Genomic DNA, 20398 nt, shown 5'->3' with positions numbered 1-20398 from the left:
GACATTCCTCCTCGTCAGGAGACGCTTGTGAGTGAAGGCCGCCGCGCACGGGGGCCGCCCGGGCCTCCGGTCAGCAGGCCCGCGGCCAGGAGCACGAGGGTCGCGATCTCGTCGTGGTAGATGTCGCGATGGGCGCCGATCAACCACTCGTCGTGGGTGACCACACTCGATCCGTCGACGGTGACGACACCGTGGGGCAGCCCGGCCGTTTGCGCCGCGACCAGCTCCATCTCGGCGGCGCCGACGCCGAGCGCGCCCACCGCCCCCATCGCGCTCCGCGCCACCACCTCGCGCACGTGGGTGAGCCGGCCCCGGTTGGCCGCCGCGCGCTCCACCTGGGCCCCCCAGGTCACCGAGGGGTAGAGTCGGCTGAGCGCCCGGTCGTGATCAGAGCGGAGCGCGACGATGCGGTCCGCCACCATCCGCCCCGTGATGACCGGACGGTAGGAGCCCGGCCGCTTGGCTCCCGGCACCTCCTCGGCGAACGCATACGCGGAGAATGCGGCCAGGAGCAGCACCAGGCTCCGGGGACGGAGGCCCGCGAGGACCGCCGCACTCACGAGCTTGGCGCCAAACGAGTGGCCGACCAGGTGAAGCCGCGGGGCCCGATCACCGAGCGCGCTCCACGCCGGGGCCAGGAGCTCGCGGCCCAGTCGCTCGCCCACCTGCCCCGCCCGCCGCTTCATGAGCCAGAAGGAGAGCGCGTAGAGCGGCGAGAGCGTGCCGTCGCCCCGCTCTCCGCCCTGATCGGCCAGGCGCAGGAGCGCATCCAGCTCGATCTCCTCCTCGGCGCCCAGGGGCACCTCCGCCTCGCAGAGCGCCGGGATCAGCCGCGCGAAGAGACCCGGCTGCCGGCGCCCCAGCTCGCCGAGAGCACCGAAGAGCTCCGGGGATGGCGCGCCTGGCGTCCCGCCGCGCTCTGTCTCTCCGTTCGCGAACGGCTTCGACGGCCAGTGGATGGCGACCCGGAGCGGAACCACGCGCTCGCCCAGCGGACGGAGCGCCACGTCCAGCCGCGCGAAGAAGCGCTGCGCCCCGTCGCGCGCCTCGACGGAGTCGTTCAGCCAGCCGTGGCAGAAGACGAAGCAGTCCGTGGCCGAAAGGAGGCGCTGCTGGAGCGTGTCGAAGGGGCGTGGATTGGTCAGGCGGCCGTCGCGGGTCAGCGAGAGCAGCAGGAGATCGTTGCGGGCGAGCATCGGCTCAAAGCCCCACGCGGAGCGTGCGCGCGATCTGCTCGAGGAGCTGGATGATCCGGTCGAGCTTGATCCCGAGCCACGCCGTGACCCACCAGACGAGGTAGAGGGAGATCGCGCCGGGCACGCCGACCAGCCCCAGCAGGCGCACCCAGCCGTTGAGGCGGCCATTCGGCGGCATCTCGGCGAGGCTCAAGGCTCGCCAGCCCCGACGCTCGTGAGGATGGCGAGCCCGAGGGCGCGCAGGCTGTGCTCCGAGAGCGCGATCCTCACGCAGTCCTGCCCGTGCGTGAGCGACAGAATCGGCTCGCCGTCGTCGTCGCGCGTGATCGCGGGCTCGGCCAGGCCGTGGCGGAAGACACACTCGATGCGCATCGCCATGGGGAGACTTACACGCAGCGCCGCGCTCGACGGAGCTGGCACAGCTCGTCGGGCGTGAGCCTGAGCCTCAGCGACAGCGCCTGCTGCCGCAGCCCGGCGGCCTGGTAGCGCGCCGACGCGATGCGAGCCATCGTGGACTCGTACCTCGCCTGCAACGTGGCCGCGCGTCCCTGGAGCTGCAGGATCCTGCGCACCTTGGCCGATCGATGCTCCAGCATGGTGGGCCTCCTTCATGTGCGAGTGGTGGTGAATGTCCGGTCCGGTGGCGTGGATACGGGAGCATTCCCGACGCCAGCAGCGTCGGGACGCCCCCGGCGCAACTCCCCGAGCTGCGTGCCGGTCAGCGAGGACTCGAGGACGGACGCGTTGTCGAGAAGGGCGCGCGCCTGCGCCATCGCGTGCGTAGCCCGGGCGAGCGCCCGCTCGTAGCGCGTCAGGAGTCGGCGCGCGCGCGCCTCGAACCGAAGGATCTTCCGCACCTTCCGCGAGGGCGCCGGGGCGCCGGCCATCGCGCCAGCTGACGTGGCCACGGCAACTGACGTGACCGCGGCACGTGACGTCCCCGCGGCGCGCCGGCTAGCCAAGGACGCCCTCGAGCGTCTCCGCGTCGCCGGCGAGGATCCCGTCGCGCATCCGGAGCCCCGCCGCCTCGATCCAACCCCGCACCTCGGCGAGCTTCTCCTCGGTGAGCGCGGTGAGCTTCTCGGGCACGCGGAAGCCGTGCTCGGTCACCGCCGCCCGCTGCCGGCCGACCACGAACCGCCACTCCGCCCATTCCTCCCAGTGATCCACGCGCGCCGAGACGATCACCCAGCTGGTGTAGCGGGGCAGCCCCGCGCCCTCGACCGTGCTCTGCATCATGGCCGCGACGCGCACGCCGTCGACCTTGCCCTGCTCCTTCACCTCCGTGAGCAACGCGCTCAGCGAGCCATGGATGATCTTCATCGCGCCTCTCCTCTCGTGGGCCGCGGCCTGCGCTCCCGCGACTTGGGGAGAGTGCGAGAGCAGGAGTGATGCCATCGATCGCACGGCGGCGCGCGCGCCTTGGAACTTCGCGACACGCCAAAGGAATTCGGCCGCGCCGCATGACGGACGGACCAGCAGGATCGGCGCGGGCCGCCGGGCGCGGCGATGTCGCCTGGAGTTTCCTTGCGGTTTCCTTGCGGATTACCGGGACGCGCGCGCGGCAACCCTTCGATTTTCAAAGTGGCAGCGCAGGCAGCGCCCGTTGCCGCCCTTGCGGATCACTTGCGGTTTCGGTTGGCGATGACTCGCACCCGTACATGGCAACTCTGCGATCCGTAACGCCAGTTGTCGTTTCGTGTCGTTTCGTGTCGTTTGTTGCGCTTTCCGCGGCCGATTTCGCGCGCTTTCGACGTGGAACCCTTCGATCTGCAAGGCCAGTTGTCGTTTCGTGTCGTTTCCCGGAACGTCGGAGGGAGGGGATAGCCATCAGCGCCGCGGAACGCCGCGATTCACCGAGCCCTTCCGCATGACGGCGCGTGACGGCCGCGGTCTTGCAGTCAGCAGCGCGCAAAGATGAACGTGCTCGCGCGCATTCAGGCGGGTGGTCGAGCGATCGCGTGCGGTCTCGCGACCACGGAGGAGGAGCGGGCCGCCATCCTGGCGCAGCGCTTCCGCGTCTACCAGCGCAAGGGCTACTACCGGCCGGGGCTCCAGGTCGATTGTGACGTCCACGACGACACGGCGGCCTTCTTCCTGGCCACGCTCCGGGATGGCGATCTCGGCCGCGTGCTGCTGGGCAGCGCGCGCTTGATTCTCGGGGAGTCTCGCGCCGGGTTCAGGTTCCCCTGCGAGATGGCCTTCGAGTTCGAGCTGCCGGCGGCGATCCGGGACACCGCCGTGTCCCAGCGGGTCGAGATCAGCCGCGTCGTGGCTGAAGCCACTCGGGGCATCGTCATCGGCGGGCTCCTGGTACCGCTGGGCCTCATCCAGGCGATGGCCGGGCACACGCGGCCGCTGGACGTCCGCGCCGGCTTGGCGATGATCAAGCTGCGCCTCCTGCGGGCCCTCCAGGGCCTGGGCGTGCGCCTGTACGAGATTCACCCCGCCCGGCTGATCTACCCGATCGACGGCCCGATGTCGGGCTACTGCCATCACCATCCGGATCCGGTCGTCCTGGTCTACTGGCTCACCGACGAGATCGTCCCGTCGATCGAGCGGGCGATCGAGCGGTATCACGAAGCTCGGGAATGAGGGACCGATCACTCGTAGGAAGGCGTGGCTCGCACCGAGGATGAAGCGTCTGATCTGTTGACGAACCGTCCAAGAACGCGGAGCGAATCGCCGGGCGGGCAGAGCGCTCCGGGGAGAACGCAAATGGCCGACGAACTTCTCGATCAACGCCAAGCAGCCACTCGGCTCGGGCTGCCGTCAGCTCGCACCCTCGAAGCCTGGCGTCTCCGCGGCTACGGGCCTCCATTTCTCCGTCTGTCGCCCCGCCTCGTGAGATACCGGGCCAGCGACATCGATCAGTGGCTCGCGGCGCGTGTCGTCGGGGCTCATGGCGGCGCCGGGGACGAGAGTGAGTCCGCCGCCCGCAGAGCAAGAGGACGCACGTCACGAGCAAAGCGATTATCCAGCGGTCGACGACGCGCGAGGTCCTCCTCCTGAATGCCGCAAGAGCCCCGGCGTCGCGTCAGCAAGAACTCGCGAGAGCGGCTGCTACCGCCCCGTCCTCTCTCGCCATCGGGCCTTCAACGTCTCAAGGCCTTCCACGAGCCGCTCGCACTCCTCCTCCGTCGATGTTACGAAGTCGCTGAACCTGTCAGCCCGGATCCGGCGAATCACCGCGATCCAGGTGAACGCAGCCCGGGTCCCCGTCGAGCCTCGTCAGGATGGCGTGGTAGGCATAGCCGACCACGTCGGTCTCGAGAAGGGGCGTGAGCCTCCGCTCGACATACGCCCTGCAGCTCCTGTTGAACCCACCCTCGACAAGTGCCAAAGGGCCCGGAACCTGTCAACAGGAATGAGACACAGGGTTCGTGAGTTTACTGTAGCGGGATCGGCTCAGTCCTCACGACGCACCGGCAGTGTGAACGTGAACGTCGAGCCTTGCCCGGGCAGGCTCTTCACCCAGATCCGGCCCCCGTGGAGCTCGATGAACTTCCGGGAGAGCGCCAGCCCAAGTCCCGTGCCCTCGGCCTTCTTGTCTGCCGTCCCCACCTGCCGGAACTCCTCGAACACCGCCTCCTGATCCCCGGGCGCGATGCCGACCCCGGTATCCGTCACGGCAATCTCGGCGACACCGTCATGCTCCGCGGCGCTGACGTCGATCCGGCCCCCCTCGGGGGTGAACTTCAAGGCGTTGGACAGGAGATTCAGGAGCACCTGCTTGACCTTGCGCTCGTCCCCGCGCAGCATCCCCAAGTGCTCGTCGATCGTGCGCCCCAGGGTGATTCCCCGTCGGGTTGCCCGCTCCCGTACCAGGATCAGCGCGTTGTCGATGGTACTCGGCAGGTCGAAGTCGGTCGCCTCCAGCTCCATCCGCCCCGCCTCGATCTTGGAGAGATCGAGAATGTCGTTGATCAGGGACAGCAGATGCGCACCCGACGCGTGGATGTCCTTCAGGTACTCGTCCTGCTTCTCGTTCAGCTCGCCGAACATCCGATCGACCAGCACCTCGGAGAATCCAATGATAGCGTTCAGCGGCGTCCGTAGCTCGTGCGACATGTTGGCGAGAAACTCAGACTTGTGCCGGCTGGCGGCCTCGAGTTGGGCGCTCTTGTCCGCGATCTCCCGGAAGAGCCGGGCGTTCTGGATCGCCAAGGCCGACTGGGTGGCGAAGGTCTTCAGGACCTCCACGACCTCCGGGGGGAACTCGCCGGCCGCCTTGCGGGTGAAGGACAGGCTGCCGATGATCTGGTCCTCACGGAGCAGTGGCACGGAGAGGACCGCCCGGTACCCGAACCGGATGAGGGTGTCCCGGGCGCTGCTCTGGTAGGCCCCGGGCTGGGTGATGTCGGGGACCTGGACAGGCTCCCGCATCTCGACCGCGCGCCCCATCAACCCTTCGCCCTTCCGGAGGGGCGCCGCCCGAAGGGCCTCGACAAACCCCGTGTCGTCGTTATGGGTGGCGCGCAGCTCGAACTGCTCGGCGGCTTCGTCGTACTCGAAGATCGAGCAGCTGTCGGCTCCGGCGAGCTGGCTGGCGCGGGAGACGATCGTGTTGAGCACCGTCTCGACGTCCAGCGTCGAGTTGACGGCCCGGCTAACCTCGCCCAGCGCTGTCAGCTTCTCGACCGACTGGGTCAGCTCGCCCGTCCGCGCCTGCAGCTCCGTGAACAGCCGCACGTTCTCGATCGCGATCACGGCCTGGTCGGCGAACGATCGCAGCAGCGCGATCTCCTTCTCGTCGTATGGGCCCGCCGTGCTCCGGGTGACGACGAGCGCCCCGATCCCCTGGCCTTCGCGAAGCAGCGGGACCATCAGCCCGGCCCTGATGCCGAAGGACCGCCCGACGACGCGTTCGTGCTCGGGAACGTCGTCGGCTTCCCAGTCGGGGACGTGCACGATCTCTGCGTCCAGGATCGCGCGCGACGGGAAATTCTGCTCCCGATCGAGCGGGGCGGCGCGAACCTGGTCGGGAAGATCCGCTATTGCCGGTCCGGCGTACGCGCCGACCACGAACTGCGGGTCGCGGCGCAGGAGAAGAACCGTGGATTTTCCCGCCATCAGGCGTTGGGTGCTGTTGACGATGGCTTCGAAGACAGGCTGGGTGTCGGCCGGCGTGCTCGAGATCACGCGCAGGATCTCGCTCGTCGCCACTTGCTGCTCGAGCAACTCCGTGGCCTGCGCGTGGGCTTCGGTCAGCGCGCGATCCTTCTCCTGCAGGATCTCGCGTATCGCTTTCTCCCGCTCCTGGCTCTCCGCCAGGCGCTTCTCCAGATCGCGCCGCTTGGAGGCTTCGTTCTTCGGCCACGTGCGGACGACCGGTCGCCTGGTTTCACCCTTCGCCTTCCCGGGCTTTGCCCCTCGACGCATCAACCTCTCCTTGCCTCTCACAGGCGTGACGACGGCGCACCGACCGAGGGCAGGCTACGCGAAGGGGCCCCCGTGGGCAAGTCGGAGGGCCGGGTCCTCAGTGTGGCGTGCGAGTACCCCAGGGTGTGGGGTCGGTTGATCCAGACCTCCGTGGGGCACGCCGGCGGTTGGGGGAGCCCGCCGGGGAAGCGTTCGGGGTGCCCGCCATAGGCCGTGGCCAGTACCGCCGCTCGCGCCGCCACGCGCTGGTCGGCCAAGCCGTGATGCACGTCGGAGGGTGTCAGCAGTCCAAGACTGCTGTGATGGTGCTCGGTGTTGTACACGGGAAGAAGACGTGGCAGTGGGCGCGGGCGTCCTGGATGGAGCCAAACCGTTCCGGGAACGCCGGCCGGTACTTCAGGGTCTTGAACTGCGCTTCCGAGAACGGGTTGTCGTTGGAGACATGCGGCCGGCTGTGGGTCTTGGTGATCCCCAGGTCGGCCAGCAGGAAGGCGACGGGCTTCGAGGTCATCGCCGGCCCCCGGTCGGCATGGATCGTGAGCTGGTGCCGACCAATCCCCTGGCGGGCGCAGGTCTCGTGGATGAAGCGCTCGGCCAGCGTCGCGCTCTCCCGGTGGGCCACCATCCAGCCGACGACGTACCGGCTGAAGACGTCGAGGATGACGTACAGGTAGAAGTAGGTCCACTTGGTCGGGCCGAGCAGCTTCGTGATGTCCCAGCTCCACAACTCGTTGGGGCGGCGGGCCAGCAGCTCCGGGGCGGCATAGACGGGATGACGGAGCTGATCCCGCCGCTCCCGCACCTCCGCATGCTCGGCCAAGAGGCGGTACATCGTGCGCTCGGAACAGTGGTAGTGGCCTTCGTCGAGCAGGGTGGCGTAGACCTCGGCGGGGGCCAGGTCCACGAAGCGGGGCTCGTGCAACACGTCCAGCACCGCGGCCTGCTCCCCGGCGCTGAGGGCACGGGGCGACCGCCCCCGCGCCGGCAGGGCACGCTGGGGCCGCCGCCGTCGGTAGTAGGTCGCACGCGGCAGCCCGAGCGCGGCGCATGTGGGTGCAATACCCAGCTCCGGCCCGACCTGGGTGACCGTCGCTATGACGAGGGCTCGTCGGTCAGCGGCGTTCCCAGCAACGCCGCCACTTGTTTTTGCAGTGCCACCAGGGCCTCAGCCCGGGCAGCGCGCTGCTGCCACCGGTTGATCTCTCGCGCTTGCTCGGCGAGCTTCTTGTCGCGGGGATCGGCCACCCGCCGCACGGGGCCGCGCTTCTTCGGCGCCCCGGCCAGCTCCCCCCGCTCCCGCGCCGCGCGCCACGTCGTCAGATGGGAGGAGTACAGCCCCTCCCGCCGCAGCAACGCCCCGACCGCGCCCGGCGTCTTACAGGCGTCGGCCTCCCGGACGATCTTCCGTTTGTACTCCACCGTGAACCGCCGCCGCGTCGCCTTCGCCACCACCTCGATCACCGGCCCACCCAGGGCCTGCTCCAATGCGCTCATCACGCTTCAATCCTGTCTCGCCCTCGACTCTAAACTTCCAGGGGGTCACTGTCTCACGCATATTGGCAGGGAGGGGCCGGCAGGTGTCCAGACCTTGTCCCCGTAGATCACCGGAGCCACTTGTGCCCCGATCACTCGAATGACGTTCGAGACGGTCGTGACTGTCTACATGGCGTCTACACGAACCAACGGGCACCTCCGAAGTGTCTCGGAAGTGCCCGTTTTAGTGGTGGGCCGTGGAGGACTCGAACCTCCGACCCGCTGATTAAGAGTCAGCTGCTCTACCAACTGAGCTAACGGCCCGCGTGCGCGGGTACCACCACGTAAGAAATGGTGCGCCCAAGAGGATTCGAACCTCTGACCTTTAGCTCCGGAGGCTAACGCTCTATCCAGCTGAGCTATGGGCGCACGCGTGAACCTTCGACCCCTCACCCTGCCCTCTCCCCAGAGGGGAGAGGTGAACGTCAAAGGCTGGGGTGACCGAAGGGAATCGAACCCTCAACCCCTGGCGCCACAGGCCAGTGCTCTAACCAATTGAGCTACGGTCACCGTCTCCGGACGACAGCCAAGTGCTTACTCTACTTCATGTTCCCGGGCTGGTCAACGTGCGGACGGCCGCGCTCGAGGAACTCCCGCATGGCGTGGAGCCCCTCGGCGGGCGATCTGAGCCGCGTCTTGAGTTGCACCTGGGCTTTGACGACCTTGAGCCCGCCGTCGAGCGGCCGGGCCGCCTTCTGTCCGAGCGCGGCCGTCGTGACAGCGCTGAGACGGGAGGCGTCGAGGCCGAACTCCTTGCAGACCAGGAGCGCGAAGGCGTAGCGGTCGAGCACCTCGGGCCCGGCGATGTGCCAGAGGCCGGCGAGCCCGCGCTCGCACAGCTCCACGCTGGCCGCGGCGACGTCGGGGTTGTACGACGGGCTCGCCCGCTGGTCGACGGCCAGGCGGAACCCCTTCCCCTCGCGGCAGGCGCGGATCAGCTGGTAGACGAAGTTCTTCTCCTGGCGCTCCGGGCCGTAGACGACGCTGGTGCGGATGACGACGGCGCGACGGCAGGCGATCAGCACGGCCTCCTCGCCCTCGTGCTTGCTCCTCCCGTAGACGCTCCGCGGCCGCGGCGTGTCGTCCTCGCCGAAGGGCCCGGCGACCCCATCGAAGACGTAGTCGCTCGAGTAGAAGACGAAGCCGGCGCCCGCGGCCTCGGCGGCGCGGGCCGCTGCCGCGGGCCCGTCGCGGTTGGCCGCCATCGCCTCGTCTACATGATCCTCGCAGTAGTCCACGTGGGACAGCCCCGCGGGGCAGAAGACCCAGTCGGGGCGCGCCGCGGCGACGGCCCGCGCGACGGCGGCGTGGTCGGTGAGCTCGAGAGGGTCGAGGTCCGGCGCGGCGTGGTGTCCGTAGGTACCGCGGACTTCGTGGCCGCGCGCGCGCAGCGTGGTCAAGAGCGAGGCGCCCACCTGGCCGGAGGCGCCGATGACGAGGGCGCGCATCAGCAGGCGAAGCGTGAGAGCGTGAGCATGACGTCCGGACGATACCGGAGCTTGGCGGCAAGAGCAACCGGAGGCTATACTCGCTCCTCGTGAGAGCGGCGCGGGTGGCGAAGGGTGCGATGATCCTCGCGGCGAACCTCAAGCCATGACCACGCCAGTCGCGCTCCGGTTTCTGGGCTCGGGCGACGCCTTCGGCAGCGACGGGCGCTTCCAGACCTGCATGCACCTCTCGGGGGCGGGCGGGGCCCTGCTGATCGACTGTGGGACTTCCTCGCTCATCGCCATGAAGCGGGACGGCGTCGATCCGGGCGACGTGGACGTGGTGCTGTTGACCCACCTTCACGGTGACCACTTCGGTGGCGTGCCGTTCCTGATCCTGGACGCCCAGTTCACCCGGCGCGCCCGGCCCCTCCTGATCGCGGGGCCGCCCGGCGTGCGGGCCCGCGTTGAGACAACCATGGAGGCGCTCTTCCCCGGCTCCACGGCAGTTCAGAGGAAGTTCGAGGTAGGGTTCATCGAGCTAGCGGAGCGCCGCACGGCTCGCGTGGGCTCGGCCACCGTCACCGCATTTCCCGTCCTTCACGCGAGTGGCGCCCCACCTTATGCGCTCCGCGTGGACTACGGCGGTAGGATCATCGCCTACTCGGGCGACACGGAGTGGGCGGAGAGCCTGATCGAGGCTGCCCGCGGCGCCGATCTCTTCGTCTGCGAGGCTTACACGTTCGACAGACACCTCAAGTTTCACCTCGACTACAAGACGATCGAAGCGCAGGCCGAGCGGCTGGGCGCCCGGCGCATCATCCTCACCCACATGGGGCGGGACATGCTGGCGCGCGAGGCGGAAGCACGCTCCGAGCGCGCCCACGACGGTCTCGTGGTGATGCTGTGAGCCGGAGCCTCGGCGCCGCCCTGCCGCCGGCGCTAGAGAAGCGGCTCTCCCAGAAGGACCTGCAGCGCCTTCTCGGCCGCGGGCTGCCGCTCCTGACAGTGGACGACCGGGGCCGCCCGCACCCGATGTTCTGCTCCTATCTCGAGGTCTTGGCCACGAGCGCGACGAGCATCCGCATCGCCGTCGGCGCGCGAAGCAGCACGCGGCGCAATCTCGAGGCTCGAGGCGGGGCGACGCTCCTCATCGTCGAGCCGGACGTCACGATGTACGTGAAGTGCCGCGCCGCCGGCGCCCCGCTGATCGCCGGCGAGCTGGCGCGGTTCGACCTGGTCGTGGAAGACGTGCTCGAGGACGCAGCCGCTGAGGGCGAAGAGGGCGCGCGCATCACGGGCGGCGTGACCTACGCGCCCGTGCCCGCGCTGGACAGCGACTGGGCGCGCGCTACGCTGGCGGCACTCCGCCTCGAGCGTTCTTAGCCCGCATGACACGCGGTTCTCGGGGGCTCCTCGCTGGCACGGAGGGCACCACCCAATGGGTGACGCGAAAGCTGGCGCGGTTCGCCTCTCGTTCAACCCCCAACTCCGCGTCGAGTTCCATGGCGCGACGGTGACCTCCGACTCTGGGCTGCTGTTGTCACGCGAGTTGAACGAGCGGCTCGGCCTGAGCGCCCTGATCGAGCGGACGGGACACGGAGGGAGGGAGACGAGGAGCGGATCGATCCCGGCGGGGGTGTCTCTGCGGTGGGGTGGGCACAGGTGGCGCGCCCCGGAGCACGCGGGGGCAGCAGGGCAGGAAGCTCGAGAACCCCCCGGTCATCTATTCTGACTGGGCGACATGCTTGGTTGGAGGGCGCGCGGCTCACTCAGCAGCGTCAGAGGGAGGAGAAAATAGGTCCATATCGAAAATCCCAGTTTACTTGCCTCGCCCACGGCCCTTGCCGTGGCCCTTGCCTTCTCCCCTGTCGCGATCGTCGTCCCGTTCGTGTTCCCGTTCTTTCCATCCCCGCTTGTCCGCCCATTCGCGTCCCCACTCGTTACCCCATCGCGGAGGCTGCTGCTTCTGCCACTGCTTCCAGTGCCCCGGGGCCACGCGGTAATAGTTCACCGGCACGAGCAGGACGGGCCGGGGCACGAACTGCGGGGCGACGACGATCCACGGGCCGTTGTATCCGACGCTCACGTGCCAGCCACCATTGGCAAAGGCCCAGTACTGGTTGCTGTAAAAGAAGAGATTGGCGGGGGCAGCCGGCACGTACTGGACCGCTCGGACCTCGGGGACGATGACCAGCCGAGGGGGCGCCGGGAGTTGGATGCCGATGTCGACGTACACCTGAGCGTGGGCCGGCGTAACGAGGACGACTGCCAGCAACGCGAGGATAACCACGTACATGAATGCTCCTCCTGTCATCCGAGGCCGGAACGGCAGCGAGGCCGACGCGCTGTCATTCCTCCTCTTTTGGGTCCCGTAACTTGTCCTTACGTCGAGTATACCCGTTAAGCCCGTAAAGACCGTTATCTCGGTGATCTCATTACCAAGGACCACGCCAACAATCTCGCCCTGAAAGGCACGCACGGTGAGGGTTTCCGACTCGATGTCGAAACCGAAGGGATAACCGAATGCTCTGACCTGATCGAGGAGAGCAGGGCGCTTGGTACTCCACCCGAACTTCTTGCCAAATGAGACGCCGACTTGGAGAACGGCCACATTCACCGCATCGAAGACGGTTGCATCGATGATCTTCCGGATTATCCCCGCTTCGGATTCGTTCTGGTTCATCGTGCCAAGCCCAATCCCCTCTTAGACCCCCTCACCCTGCCCTCTCCCCGGGGGCGAGGGAATCGGAAGAACCCCCTCTCCTCCACCGAGGGGGAGAGGGGATCAAGCACGGGTCAGACCTCGAGGAGATCTTCGCCCACGGTGACGGGGCCAGCGTAGTGGCGCTTGGCCGCCGCTTCGAGCGCGGCCGGCACCGAGGCCGGCATCATGTGGGTGATGACGAGCTTGCCGGGGTTCGCGGCCTTGGCCACTCGGCCGATGTCCTCGGGCTGGGTGTGGTAGGAGGCGAGGTCCTTGATCTTCTCCTCGATTGTCGGCCAGCCGCAGCCGGGAACCCACGAGGTCTTCGCCATCTCGCAGCATTCGTGGATCAGACAGTCCACGCCCTGGCTCCAGCGGATGAGGTTCTCGGACGGCCGCGTGTCGCCTGACACCACGACGCGCCTGCCGCCGCCCTCGAAGCGGTAGCCGAAGGCGGGCTTGACGGGGCCGTGGTCGACGCTGAAGGCGCTCACCGTCACGCCGCCGGCCTCGAGGATCTTGCCTTCCTCGATCTCCGTCACCGCCACGCGCGGGCGCTCGCGCTTGACCATGTGGCCGCGGCGGATCTCGATGTCCCAGTCGAGGTAGTCGAGGAGCTTGTCCATCTGCCGCTTCGTCCCGGCCGGCCCCCACACCTCGAAGGGCGCGTTCTGCCCCACGATCCAGCGCGTGATCAGAAGATGGCCGAGATCGATCATGTGGTCGGAGTGGTGGTGGGTAATGAGCACGCGCGGCCAGTCGTAGGGGCGCACGCCCGCCTGGACGAGCTGGACGCCCACTCCCGAGCCCGCATCCACGAGGAACTTCTCGTCGCCCAGCGCCAGCAGGGTCGCGGGGCCGCGGCGCTTGGGGTTGGGAGGCGGCGAGCCCGTGCCGAGAAGGACGGCGCGCATGGCGCGGCTAGCGGGAGGCGGAGCCGGCGGCGGGCACGTCGAAGCGCTCGTCATTGCGCTCGATGACGCGCCCATCAGAGAGGAAAAAGCGCGCGATCTGCTCCTGGGCAGCGCGCGCGATTGCGGCGACCTCGGCCAGGCCCGTCCAGAGGATGAAGCTGTGGGGGTTGGCGAAGCGCGGGGGCAAGGTCGCGACGATCGTGTCGTGACGATAGATGGACAGGAACGGCTGGAGATCGCCGGCGCGGATCAGCTGCTCGGTCGTCGGGTTCGGCACCGTGCGATCGCCGACGGCCATCTGGAACAGCACGGGCCGCGGCCCGGCGGCCGTCAGCGGCGCGGTCTTGAGATACGGCGCGAACGCGGAGGGGTCGGCGCCCTGCTGGAGCCACTCGGCGCGGTCGAGGTACGCCTGGATGGCGAGCGCGCCGGGCGCGGGCCCCGTTTCCGGCGCGGCGCCCCAGAGCGGCAGCGACTCTGCGAAATCCTTCTCGCCGTTCACGAGCGAGGGTTTGCGGACCCTCAGCTGTTCCATTACCAGCGGGCGGAAGACCGGCGCCTGCCGGGCGATCTCCGCGATAGGCGCGCCCGGCACGTTGAGCACGCCCGCCCTCGGGAGCGGGTCGACAGCCATGAGCAAGGTCCCGTAGATCCCGCCGAATGACTGACCGGTATAGTAAATGCGGTCACCATCGAGATCGGGGCGGCCGGCGCCGTCCACGTCCACGCCAAAGCGGATGGCGCGGATCAGCTGCATCAGGTCGGCAACCGTCTGGCGCAGGCCGTCGCGGCTCGAGACCAACGTCAGCGGACCGCGCTGCGCCGTGGCCACACCCTCGGTGAGGCCGATCTTGCCGTCGCCGTCGATGTCGAGCCCCCGCCCGCCGGCCGGCAGGACCTCCACCTCTTTACCGCTTTCCTTGATCGCCAGCGTGCCCTCGGGACCCCCGCCGTGGCCCACCACATTGATGGCCGCGGTCGCGAAGCCGCGGCGCGCGAAGGTGCCCGCGACGAGCGGCGGGATCGCGTTGCGGTCGTTGCCGAAACCGTGGCCGAAGATGACGACGGGCCAGCCCGCGGCAGGCATGGCGCCTGCAGGCAGGAAGATCGTCACGTGCACCCGCTCGGCACCCAGCACCGCGGGCGCCTTCGAGCTCGGGCCGCGCGGGATATGCCGCGAGCCCGAGAGAAAGGACGCGCTGTCGAAGGCGCCGACGGCAATCGTCCGGACCTCCGCCGCAGGCACCGCGGCGAGGTTGAGCGCGACGGGCGCCGCGAAGCGGTCGGCGCCGACCGTCGCGGCCTGTCGTGTGAACACGATGCTCTCGAGCCCGGCGCGCGCGTAGACGCTCTTGGCGCTCCCCGGGGCGAGGGCGAAGCGGATCCGCGGCGCCGGGCGCGCGTCGATCTGCTCGCGCATCCGCTCGAGCCCCGCCGTCACCGACTGGGTGGTGAACACGGCTGAGGCGACGATCTCGCTCGCGGGAATCCCCAGCGCCTTCAGGCGATTGACCAGGCGCGGGTCGAGAGCTGCGCGCGCGCCGGCCGGAGCGCGCAGCGGCCCGTCGTCGGCGGCGCGCACGCGAGATGTCACGACGAGGGCGTGCGCGCGGCCCTGGCGCAGCACGCGCTCGGGCTTGGCGTAGAGCGTCGTCGTCCCGGCATCCCACACGAGCCGGGAGAGCCCGACGGGCTCGGCCGCCACGTCGGCGCCGAGCGGGAGCACAAAGACGCTCGAGCGCGTCACGCTGGCGAGCGCGATGGGCGCGGTGAAGGCCAGCGTCATCCGCGGGTTGACGCTCCAGCCGTCGAGCCCGTTCAGGAGGCCGATCTCGTCGCAGGACGACGGCGCCGCGAAGCAGTTGACCACCGAGAGGCGCACGCGGCGGCCGGTCAGCTGGCCCGAATCGGCTTGGGTGAGCCGGTCCGTCGGGAACAGCATCCTGACCTCGGCCGCCCCCGCGGCGCCCGCCGACGCCGACGACGTCAGGAAGACCAGCCCGAGCGCCGAGGCGAGGGCGGAGCGGCGCGCAATCACTTCGGAGCGGGAGCCGGCGGCTTGGGCGCGGGCCCCTCGGGCCCATGCGGCGACACCGGCGCGCGGCGCGGCTGCGGGCGCGACGCGGCGGCCTGGTACAGGCCGACGGTCACCTCGAGCTCCTGCTCCTTGCCGCCGCGTATGACGTACAGCTTAACGGCCCGGCCGACCGGCGTGCTCGAGATGATGCGCTGGAGATCGCGCGGGCCTTCGATCTGCTCGCCGTCCACGGCGAGGATCACGTCGTCGGCCTTGACGCCGCCCCTGTCGGCCGGCTGGCCCGCGACCACGTTTCGGATCAGCACCCCGCGCTGCTCCTTCAACTGGTACTTCGGTACGTCCTCGTCGCCCACCTCCGCGATGCCGACGCCGAGCCAGCCCCACTCGACCTTGCCCTTGGACGCCAGCTGGGGCAGGAGGCCCTTGACGATGTTGACCGGGATGGCGAAGCCGATGGTGCCGTTCCGCGCGGCCATGCTGTTGATGCCCACGACCTCGCCCGCCATGTTGACGAGCGGCCCGCCCGAGTTGCCCGGGTTGACGGCGGCGTCGGTCTGGATGAAATCGAAGCCCGGCGAGGCCACCTGGAGCGGCGCGCCTTTTCTGCTGACGATGCCGAAGGACACGGTCTGCTCGAGGCCGAAGGGGTGGCCGAGTGCCAAGACGAACTCGCCCACGCGGAGCCGATTGGAGTCGCCGAGCGGCGCCACGGGCAGGCCGGTCGCCTCGATCTTGACCAGCGCCAGGTCCACGCGCTCGTCCTTGCCCACGAGCCGGCCTACGAAGCGGCGGCCGTCGGCCAGCTTGACCTGAATGAGGTCGGCATCGGCGACGACGTGCTCGTTCGTGATGAGGTAGCCGTCCTGGCGGATCAGGAAGCCGGACCCCGAGCTGCGCCGCTCTTCGGGCGTCTCCGGCGTCGCGCCCTCTGCCTGGGGCTCGGCGGCGCGGCGCACACGCAGCTGGACCAGGGCGGGCTTCAGCTTCTCGGCGAGGCCGTTCATGTGGTCGTTGAGGCGGGCGATGTCGGCAGGCACCTGGGCGCCGCCGCTGTCGCTCCAGAGCGGGCCCGAGGGCGGGGTCTGGGCCGCTCCGGGGCCGGCCAGTACCACGCAGAGCAGAAGCGCCATCAGGATTCGCGTCGCGTGCCTCGCCATTTCCACTCCTCCGTGGTTCCAGTGTCGGTCGTACCGCGTCACGAGAGACTGCCCGCCAGTATACCGCGTGAGGCTAGCGCCTGACCTCGCGGATCAGGTGCGGCAATTCCGGGATGATGAGCTTCTCCAGCGCGAGCCGGCAGGCGTTTGGCGAGCCCGGCAGGGAGAAGAGGACGCGCCCCTGGACCACGCCGCCCTGCGCGCGCGAGAGCATCGCCGCCGCGCCGATCTCCTGGTAGGAGAGCATGCGGAAGAGCTCGCCGAAGCCCGCGAGCCGCTTGTCGAGGAGCGCCTCGATCGCCTCGTACGTGGAGTCGCGGCTCGTGATCCCGGTGCCTCCCGTGAGGATGAAGGCCTCGACAGACGGCGCGGCGCAGCCCGAGCGAATGACCGCCGCCACCTGCTCCGGGTCGTCCTTGACGATGGCGTGGCCCGTGACGCGGTGGCCCGCCACGCTCAGAAGCTCCCGGATCAGCGCCCCGCTCGTGTCGGTCTCGGGCGTCTTGGAGTCCGAAATGGTCAGCACGAAGCAGCCGACCGAGGCTGGAGCGTGCGCTTTGTGCTCCTCCGGGACGGCGTCCTTCATGCGGGCTCCTCGAGATAGATGGCGCTGTCCTCCACGCTCACCACGAAGCGCGGCACGGACTCGCCCGGGATCGTCATGCAGGCGCCCGAGCGGAGATCGAACTCCCAGCCGTGGAGCGGGCAGGTGACGATGTCGCCCTCGACGCGGCCATCGCAGAGATTGCCGCCCTTGTGGGCACACTCGTTGCCGATGGCGAAGATCTCGTCGCCGCGGCGGAAGAGCGCCACGTCGAGGCCGTCCGCGACGACCAGCTCGACGCCGCCGTCCGGCAGCGCCGCCAGATCAAGGACCTTGGTCCGCGCCATCGCCCCCTCACCCTACCCTCTCCCCCGATGGGGGCGAGGGTTCTGGAGGAGCTAGTTTCCCTCTCCCCTCTGGGGAGAGGGTAGGGTGAGGGGCCTGAGGGTGAGGGGCCTGAGGGTGAGGGGCGTTCCGGTAGGACTCGTCGAGGAGCTCGACGAGGTGGAGCACCTTGACGGACGCGCCCGCGGCGTCGAGCCCCTGGACGATCTGGATGATGCAGCCGGGATTGGCCGTGACGACGGCCTCCGCCCCTGTCGCGCGGATGTGCGCCACCTTGCGCTCCTGGAGCGTCCGCGCCATCTCGGGCTGGGTCAGGTTGTAGGTGCCCGCCGAGCCGCAGCACCAGTCCGCTTCCTTGAGCGGCACCACGGTGAGCCCGGGGATCTGGGCCAGGAGCGCGCGCGGCGGCTTCGAGATCTTCTGGCCGTGGACGATGTGACAGGGGTCGTGATACGTCACGGTCTTCTTCACGGTTCCCAGTGGCCCGCGCAGCGGCTCCTCGACGAGGAACTCGGAGAGATCGCGGACGCGCGAGGCGAAGTGCCGTGCCCGCTCACGCCAGGCGGGATCATCGGCTAGGAGAGTCCCGTAGGCCTTCATGTGGGCTCCGCACCCGGACGTGTTGACGACGACGCAGTCGACCTTCGCGGCCTCGAAGACCTCGATGGCGCGCTTGGCGAGAGTCACGGCAAGGTCGTGCTCGCCCGCGTGCGCGTGGAGCGCGCCGCAACAGGCCTGCTCAGGCGGCGCGACGACCTCCGCGCCGTTCTTTGCCAGCACGCGCGCCGTCGCGCGGTTCTGAGAGCCGAAGGCGATCTGCTGGATGCAGCCGGTCAAGAGTCCCACGCGAGCGCGCTTCGTGCCCGCAGCAGGCGTGAGGGCGGGAAGCGGCGCGCGTTCCGCGGCGGGCGGGAGCACGGGCAGGAGCGGCTCCCACTCCCCGAGTGGTGACGGCAGGAGCTTGAGCAGACCCAGCGCGCGCACGAGACGCTGAACCCCGCTGACCTGGTAGAAGCGCAGCCCCGCCGCGGCGAAGCCCAAGAACCGCGGGTTCGGCAGCAGGACCGCGAAGTTCAGCCAGCGGAACAGGCGCCGCAGCGGCCCGCCCGGCCGCTGGCGCTCGATCTCGGCGCGCGCGGCTTCGATCAGCTGGCCATAGGGCACGGCCGAGGGACAGACGGTCTCGCAGGCGCGGCAGCCGAGACAGAGGTCGAGGTGCGAGACCGTCGCGTCGCTGAGGGCGAGGCGTCCCTCCGCGAGCGCCTTGACGAGGAAGATCCGGCCGCGCGGCGAGTCCATCTCGGTGCCGAGGATGGAGAAGGTCGGACAGTAGGCGAGGCAGAGGCCGCAATGGACGCAGCGGTTGACGCCCTCGACGTCGTGGCCGTGGAGCGTCAGCGGCCCGGCCGGTGGTAACGAGAGCGTCATCCCCTCGTGAGCCATGACCTAGTGGGACTCCCACGAGCATTGCCTAGCACTCACGCGTGATCCCAGAGTGCCGGGCCAAATGGCGAGCCAGACGAGGCCCGAGGGAGGCAGCAGCCCGAGGCGTACGTGAGTGTACGTTGAGGGCTGCTGCCGACCGAGAACGTGGCAGTTCGAGCTGAGCGGCCCTGCCGCGAGGCGAGGGCTGAGTCGATCTGGCGAAGTCAGTTGGCCCGGCACTAGATGCCTCCGACGAAGCGGCCGGGGTTCAGAAGACCTGCCGGGTCGAGCTGGGACTTGATCCGCTGCATCATGCGGAGCGCCGGGCCCGGGTCGTCCCAGACCGGCACGCGCTCCTTGACGGCGAGCGGCGCCGACTCGACCAGCGCCTGGCCGCCCGCGGCGCGCACGAGCGCCCGCCATTCGGTCAACACACCCGCGACCGCCGTCGCGTCGCCGCCTCTCCCACCCGACAGCACGGCCTCCACGACGCCGACTCCCGCGTGAGCCGCCAGCGCCGCAGTGAGCCCCGCGCGCTGGGCGACGGCGGCCCCCTGCTCCATGACATCGGCGACCTGGGCGGGCAGGACGACCCATTTCATCACCGCCGCCGTCTCGGCGAAGGCGCCGCGTCCGAGCCCGCCGCGCGCACGCCAGGCCGCATCGCGGGCGTCCCCGTCGAGCACGCGGGCGTCCGCCAATCCCTGCAGGCGCAGGAGGCGTTCGACCTCGGCGCACTGCCACTCGACCTGCTCGGGAATCCCGTCCACGCCGATCAGGAGCGCCGCGCCGTCGGGGCCGCCCAACGCCAGCGCGCGGAGCGTCTTGCCGTCCACAAGATCGAGGGCCGAGGGCAGGAGGTCCGAGCCCATGACAGCGCGAGCCGCCGCCCCCGCCTCCTTGAGCCGGGCGAAGCGCGCGACCACCAGCCGATCGGCGTCGGGGCGAGGCCGGAGCTTCACGGTCGCCTCGACGACCACTCCGAGCGTCCCGAATGCGCCGATGAAGAGCTTCGGCAGGTCGTAGCCGGCGACGTTCTTGACCACCTTGCCGCCGCCCTTGACGAGCGCGCCCGCTGCCGTCACCACGGTCACGCCGATGAGGAGATCGCGGCACGATCCGTACAAGTGACGCCGCGGACCAGCCGCATTGCTCGAGAGAATGCCGCCGAGCGTCGCTTCGTCGGGATGCGCAGGGTCGAGGGAGAGCCACTGGCCGCGCCCGCCGAGCTCGCGCTGGAGCACGGCCAGGGTCATCCCCGCCTCAACGGTCGCGGTCAGATCGCCCGGCTCGTGCTCGAGAAGCCGGTTCAGCCGCTTCAGCGCGAGGACAAGGCCCCAGCGCTGGGGCGGGGCGCCGATGCCCATCTTGGTCCCGCCGCCCCACGGCGTCACGTGCATCTCCGCCTCGGCGGCGACGAGGAGGACGGCCGCGACTTCCTCCTTGGACCCGGGAAGCGCGACGGCTTCAGGCGTGCGGCCGTCAACGACATACGGCCCGCAGTCCACTCCGGTGAGAACGTGGGCGGGGCCGACAATACCGCGAAGCGCGTCGAGGGGGGAGGCAGGCACTGGCGTCGTCCCTGCCCCGCTAGCCTGCTCTTCCAAGTAACATCATCACGCGGGTGAACCGGCAGGGGGTGAGACGTCCGCGGTTTTGGTGAGGGTGTAGCCGAGTTCCTGGGCCCGGCGCATGAGCTGGGAGACGACACGGCTCTGGTAGCGGCGCTC

General features: G+C 69.5%; 19 protein-coding genes, 3 tRNA genes and 1 pseudogene. 3 read left to right on the top strand and 20 right to left on the bottom strand.

The genetic code is table 11. The features are described 5' to 3' along the window. Window positions 1–14 precede the first annotated feature (14 nt). The 6 genes from Q7W02_07585 to Q7W02_07560 are packed head-to-tail and all read right to left on the bottom strand — an operon-like array spanning window position 15 to window position 2519. Complete coding sequence (locus tag Q7W02_07585) at window positions 15–1196, bottom strand: hypothetical protein (protein MDO8476047.1); 1182 nt, start codon at window positions 1194–1196, stop codon at window positions 15–17. 4 nt (window positions 1197–1200) lie between these two features. After that, on the bottom strand, window positions 1201–1389 hold the full coding sequence (locus Q7W02_07580) for a hypothetical protein (protein ID MDO8476046.1): 189 nt from the start codon (window positions 1387–1389) through the stop codon (window positions 1201–1203). Then, the gene (locus Q7W02_07575) at window positions 1386–1574 is read right to left on the bottom strand and encodes a hypothetical protein (protein ID MDO8476045.1); all 189 of its coding nucleotides are present in this window, start codon (window positions 1572–1574) and stop codon (window positions 1386–1388) included. Before Q7W02_07575 ends, Q7W02_07580 begins: the two co-directional genes overlap by 4 nt. Window positions 1575–1582: 8 nt before the next feature. Continuing rightward, window positions 1583–1792: a hypothetical protein gene (locus Q7W02_07570; protein MDO8476044.1), complete on the bottom strand. Its 210-nt coding sequence runs from the start codon at window positions 1790–1792 to the stop codon at window positions 1583–1585. Between the two features lie 12 nt (window positions 1793–1804). Then, window positions 1805–2104, bottom strand: coding sequence for a hypothetical protein (locus tag Q7W02_07565; protein ID MDO8476043.1), 300 nt, complete (start codon window positions 2102–2104; stop codon window positions 1805–1807). Window positions 2105–2150: 46 nt separating this feature from the next. Further along, entirely contained in the window at window positions 2151–2519 is a 369-nt protein-coding gene (locus tag Q7W02_07560; protein ID MDO8476042.1) for a hypothetical protein, read from the bottom strand. A 594-nt stretch (window positions 2520–3113) separates the two neighbouring features. Between Q7W02_07560 and Q7W02_07555 the strand changes: the two genes are divergently transcribed. Beyond that, window positions 3114–3791 carry a hypothetical protein gene (locus Q7W02_07555; protein MDO8476041.1) on the top strand — a complete coding sequence of 226 codons (678 nt, stop codon included), beginning with the start codon at window positions 3114–3116 and terminating at the stop codon, window positions 3789–3791. An 813-nt stretch (window positions 3792–4604) separates the two neighbouring features. On the opposite strand, the gene Q7W02_07550 is transcribed toward Q7W02_07555, so the two are convergent. The 6 genes and pseudogenes from Q7W02_07550 to Q7W02_07525 form a co-directional block, all read right to left on the bottom strand. After that, window positions 4605–6578 (bottom strand): GAF domain-containing protein, encoded by a 1974-nt coding sequence (locus Q7W02_07550; GenBank protein ID MDO8476040.1) that lies wholly within the window; start codon window positions 6576–6578, stop codon window positions 4605–4607. A 128-nt stretch (window positions 6579–6706) separates the two neighbouring features. After that, window positions 6707–8072: pseudogene (locus Q7W02_07545) on the bottom strand (IS3 family transposase). Window positions 8073–8299: 227 nt separating this feature from the next. After that, window positions 8300–8375, bottom strand: a tRNA-Lys gene (locus Q7W02_07540). A 28-nt stretch (window positions 8376–8403) separates the two neighbouring features. Beyond that, window positions 8404–8480: transfer RNA gene (locus Q7W02_07535), tRNA-Arg, on the bottom strand. A 64-nt stretch (window positions 8481–8544) separates the two neighbouring features. Next, window positions 8545–8621: transfer RNA gene (locus tag Q7W02_07530), tRNA-His, on the bottom strand. Between the two features lie 29 nt (window positions 8622–8650). After that, window positions 8651–9559: an SDR family oxidoreductase gene (locus Q7W02_07525; protein ID MDO8476039.1), complete on the bottom strand. Its 909-nt coding sequence runs from the start codon at window positions 9557–9559 to the stop codon at window positions 8651–8653. A gap of 145 nt (window positions 9560–9704) precedes the next feature. Between Q7W02_07525 and Q7W02_07520 the strand changes: the two genes are divergently transcribed. Beyond that, on the top strand, window positions 9705–10448 hold the full coding sequence (locus Q7W02_07520) for an MBL fold metallo-hydrolase (protein ID MDO8476038.1): 744 nt from the start codon (window positions 9705–9707) through the stop codon (window positions 10446–10448). Further along, entirely contained in the window at window positions 10445–10924 is a 480-nt protein-coding gene (locus Q7W02_07515; GenBank protein ID MDO8476037.1) for a hypothetical protein, read from the top strand. Before Q7W02_07520 ends, Q7W02_07515 begins: the two co-directional genes overlap by 4 nt. 436 nt (window positions 10925–11360) lie before the next feature. Here Q7W02_07515 and Q7W02_07510 read toward each other — a convergent pair whose 3' ends face one another. From Q7W02_07510 to Q7W02_07475, 8 genes are all read right to left on the bottom strand, one after another. Next, window positions 11361–12224 (bottom strand): hypothetical protein, encoded by an 864-nt coding sequence (locus Q7W02_07510; GenBank protein MDO8476036.1) that lies wholly within the window; start codon window positions 12222–12224, stop codon window positions 11361–11363. 113 nt (window positions 12225–12337) lie between these two features. Then, window positions 12338–13159 carry an MBL fold metallo-hydrolase gene (locus tag Q7W02_07505; GenBank protein ID MDO8476035.1) on the bottom strand — a complete coding sequence of 274 codons (822 nt, stop codon included), beginning with the start codon at window positions 13157–13159 and terminating at the stop codon, window positions 12338–12340. Between the two features lie 7 nt (window positions 13160–13166). Continuing rightward, window positions 13167–15197 (bottom strand): hypothetical protein, encoded by a 2031-nt coding sequence (locus tag Q7W02_07500; GenBank protein MDO8476034.1) that lies wholly within the window; start codon window positions 15195–15197, stop codon window positions 13167–13169. Continuing rightward, a complete protein-coding gene (locus tag Q7W02_07495; protein ID MDO8476033.1) occupies window positions 15194–16354 on the bottom strand; it encodes a trypsin-like peptidase domain-containing protein in 1161 nt (386 codons plus the stop codon). The genes Q7W02_07500 and Q7W02_07495 overlap by 4 nt, the downstream gene beginning before the upstream one ends. Before the next feature lie 73 nt (window positions 16355–16427). Further along, window positions 16428–16940, bottom strand: coding sequence for a molybdopterin-binding protein (locus Q7W02_07490; GenBank protein MDO8476032.1), 513 nt, complete (start codon window positions 16938–16940; stop codon window positions 16428–16430). Beyond that, window positions 16937–17245 (bottom strand): Rieske 2Fe-2S domain-containing protein, encoded by a 309-nt coding sequence (locus Q7W02_07485; protein MDO8476031.1) that lies wholly within the window; start codon window positions 17243–17245, stop codon window positions 16937–16939. The genes Q7W02_07490 and Q7W02_07485 overlap by 4 nt, the downstream gene beginning before the upstream one ends. A 7-nt stretch (window positions 17246–17252) precedes the next feature. Next, the gene (locus Q7W02_07480) at window positions 17253–18686 is read right to left on the bottom strand and encodes a heterodisulfide reductase-related iron-sulfur binding cluster (GenBank protein MDO8476030.1); all 1434 of its coding nucleotides are present in this window, start codon (window positions 18684–18686) and stop codon (window positions 17253–17255) included. A gap of 221 nt (window positions 18687–18907) precedes the next feature. Further along, window positions 18908–20239: an FAD-binding oxidoreductase gene (locus tag Q7W02_07475; protein ID MDO8476029.1), complete on the bottom strand. Its 1332-nt coding sequence runs from the start codon at window positions 20237–20239 to the stop codon at window positions 18908–18910. Window positions 20240–20398: the final 159 nt, after the last annotated feature.

It is taken from the genome of Candidatus Rokuibacteriota bacterium, assembly GCA_030647435.1.
In the GTDB taxonomy this organism is placed as follows: Bacteria; Methylomirabilota; Methylomirabilia; order Rokubacteriales; family CSP1-6; genus AR37.
The sequence above is the reverse complement of the archived record's forward strand: the minus strand, read 5'-3'. Positions and strand labels throughout refer to the sequence as shown.

Coding starts and splice junctions, on each gene's coding strand:
- Q7W02_07585 (MDO8476047.1), bottom strand. CDS start 1,196: ATGCTCGCCCGCAACGATCTCCTGCTGCTCTCGCTGACCCGCGACGGC.
- Q7W02_07575 (MDO8476045.1), bottom strand. CDS start 1,574: ATGGCGATGCGCATCGAGTGTGTCTTCCGCCACGGCCTGGCCGAGCCC.
- Q7W02_07570 (MDO8476044.1), bottom strand. CDS start 1,792: ATGCTGGAGCATCGATCGGCCAAGGTGCGCAGGATCCTGCAGCTCCAG.
- Q7W02_07560 (MDO8476042.1), bottom strand. CDS start 2,519: ATGAAGATCATCCATGGCTCGCTGAGCGCGTTGCTCACGGAGGTGAAG.
- Q7W02_07555 (MDO8476041.1), top strand. CDS start 3,114: ATGAACGTGCTCGCGCGCATTCAGGCGGGTGGTCGAGCGATCGCGTGC.
- Q7W02_07550 (MDO8476040.1), bottom strand. CDS start 6,578: ATGCGTCGAGGGGCAAAGCCCGGGAAGGCGAAGGGTGAAACCAGGCGA.
- Q7W02_07525 (MDO8476039.1), bottom strand. CDS start 9,559: ATGCGCGCCCTCGTCATCGGCGCCTCCGGCCAGGTGGGCGCCTCGCTC.
- Q7W02_07520 (MDO8476038.1), top strand. CDS start 9,705: ATGACCACGCCAGTCGCGCTCCGGTTTCTGGGCTCGGGCGACGCCTTC.
- Q7W02_07510 (MDO8476036.1), bottom strand. CDS start 12,224: ATGAACCAGAACGAATCCGAAGCGGGGATAATCCGGAAGATCATCGAT.
- Q7W02_07505 (MDO8476035.1), bottom strand. CDS start 13,159: ATGCGCGCCGTCCTTCTCGGCACGGGCTCGCCGCCTCCCAACCCCAAG.
- Q7W02_07495 (MDO8476033.1), bottom strand. CDS start 16,354: ATGGCGAGGCACGCGACGCGAATCCTGATGGCGCTTCTGCTCTGCGTG.
- Q7W02_07490 (MDO8476032.1), bottom strand. CDS start 16,940: ATGAAGGACGCCGTCCCGGAGGAGCACAAAGCGCACGCTCCAGCCTCG.
- Q7W02_07485 (MDO8476031.1), bottom strand. CDS start 17,245: ATGGCGCGGACCAAGGTCCTTGATCTGGCGGCGCTGCCGGACGGCGGC.
- Q7W02_07480 (MDO8476030.1), bottom strand. CDS start 18,686: ATGGCTCACGAGGGGATGACGCTCTCGTTACCACCGGCCGGGCCGCTG.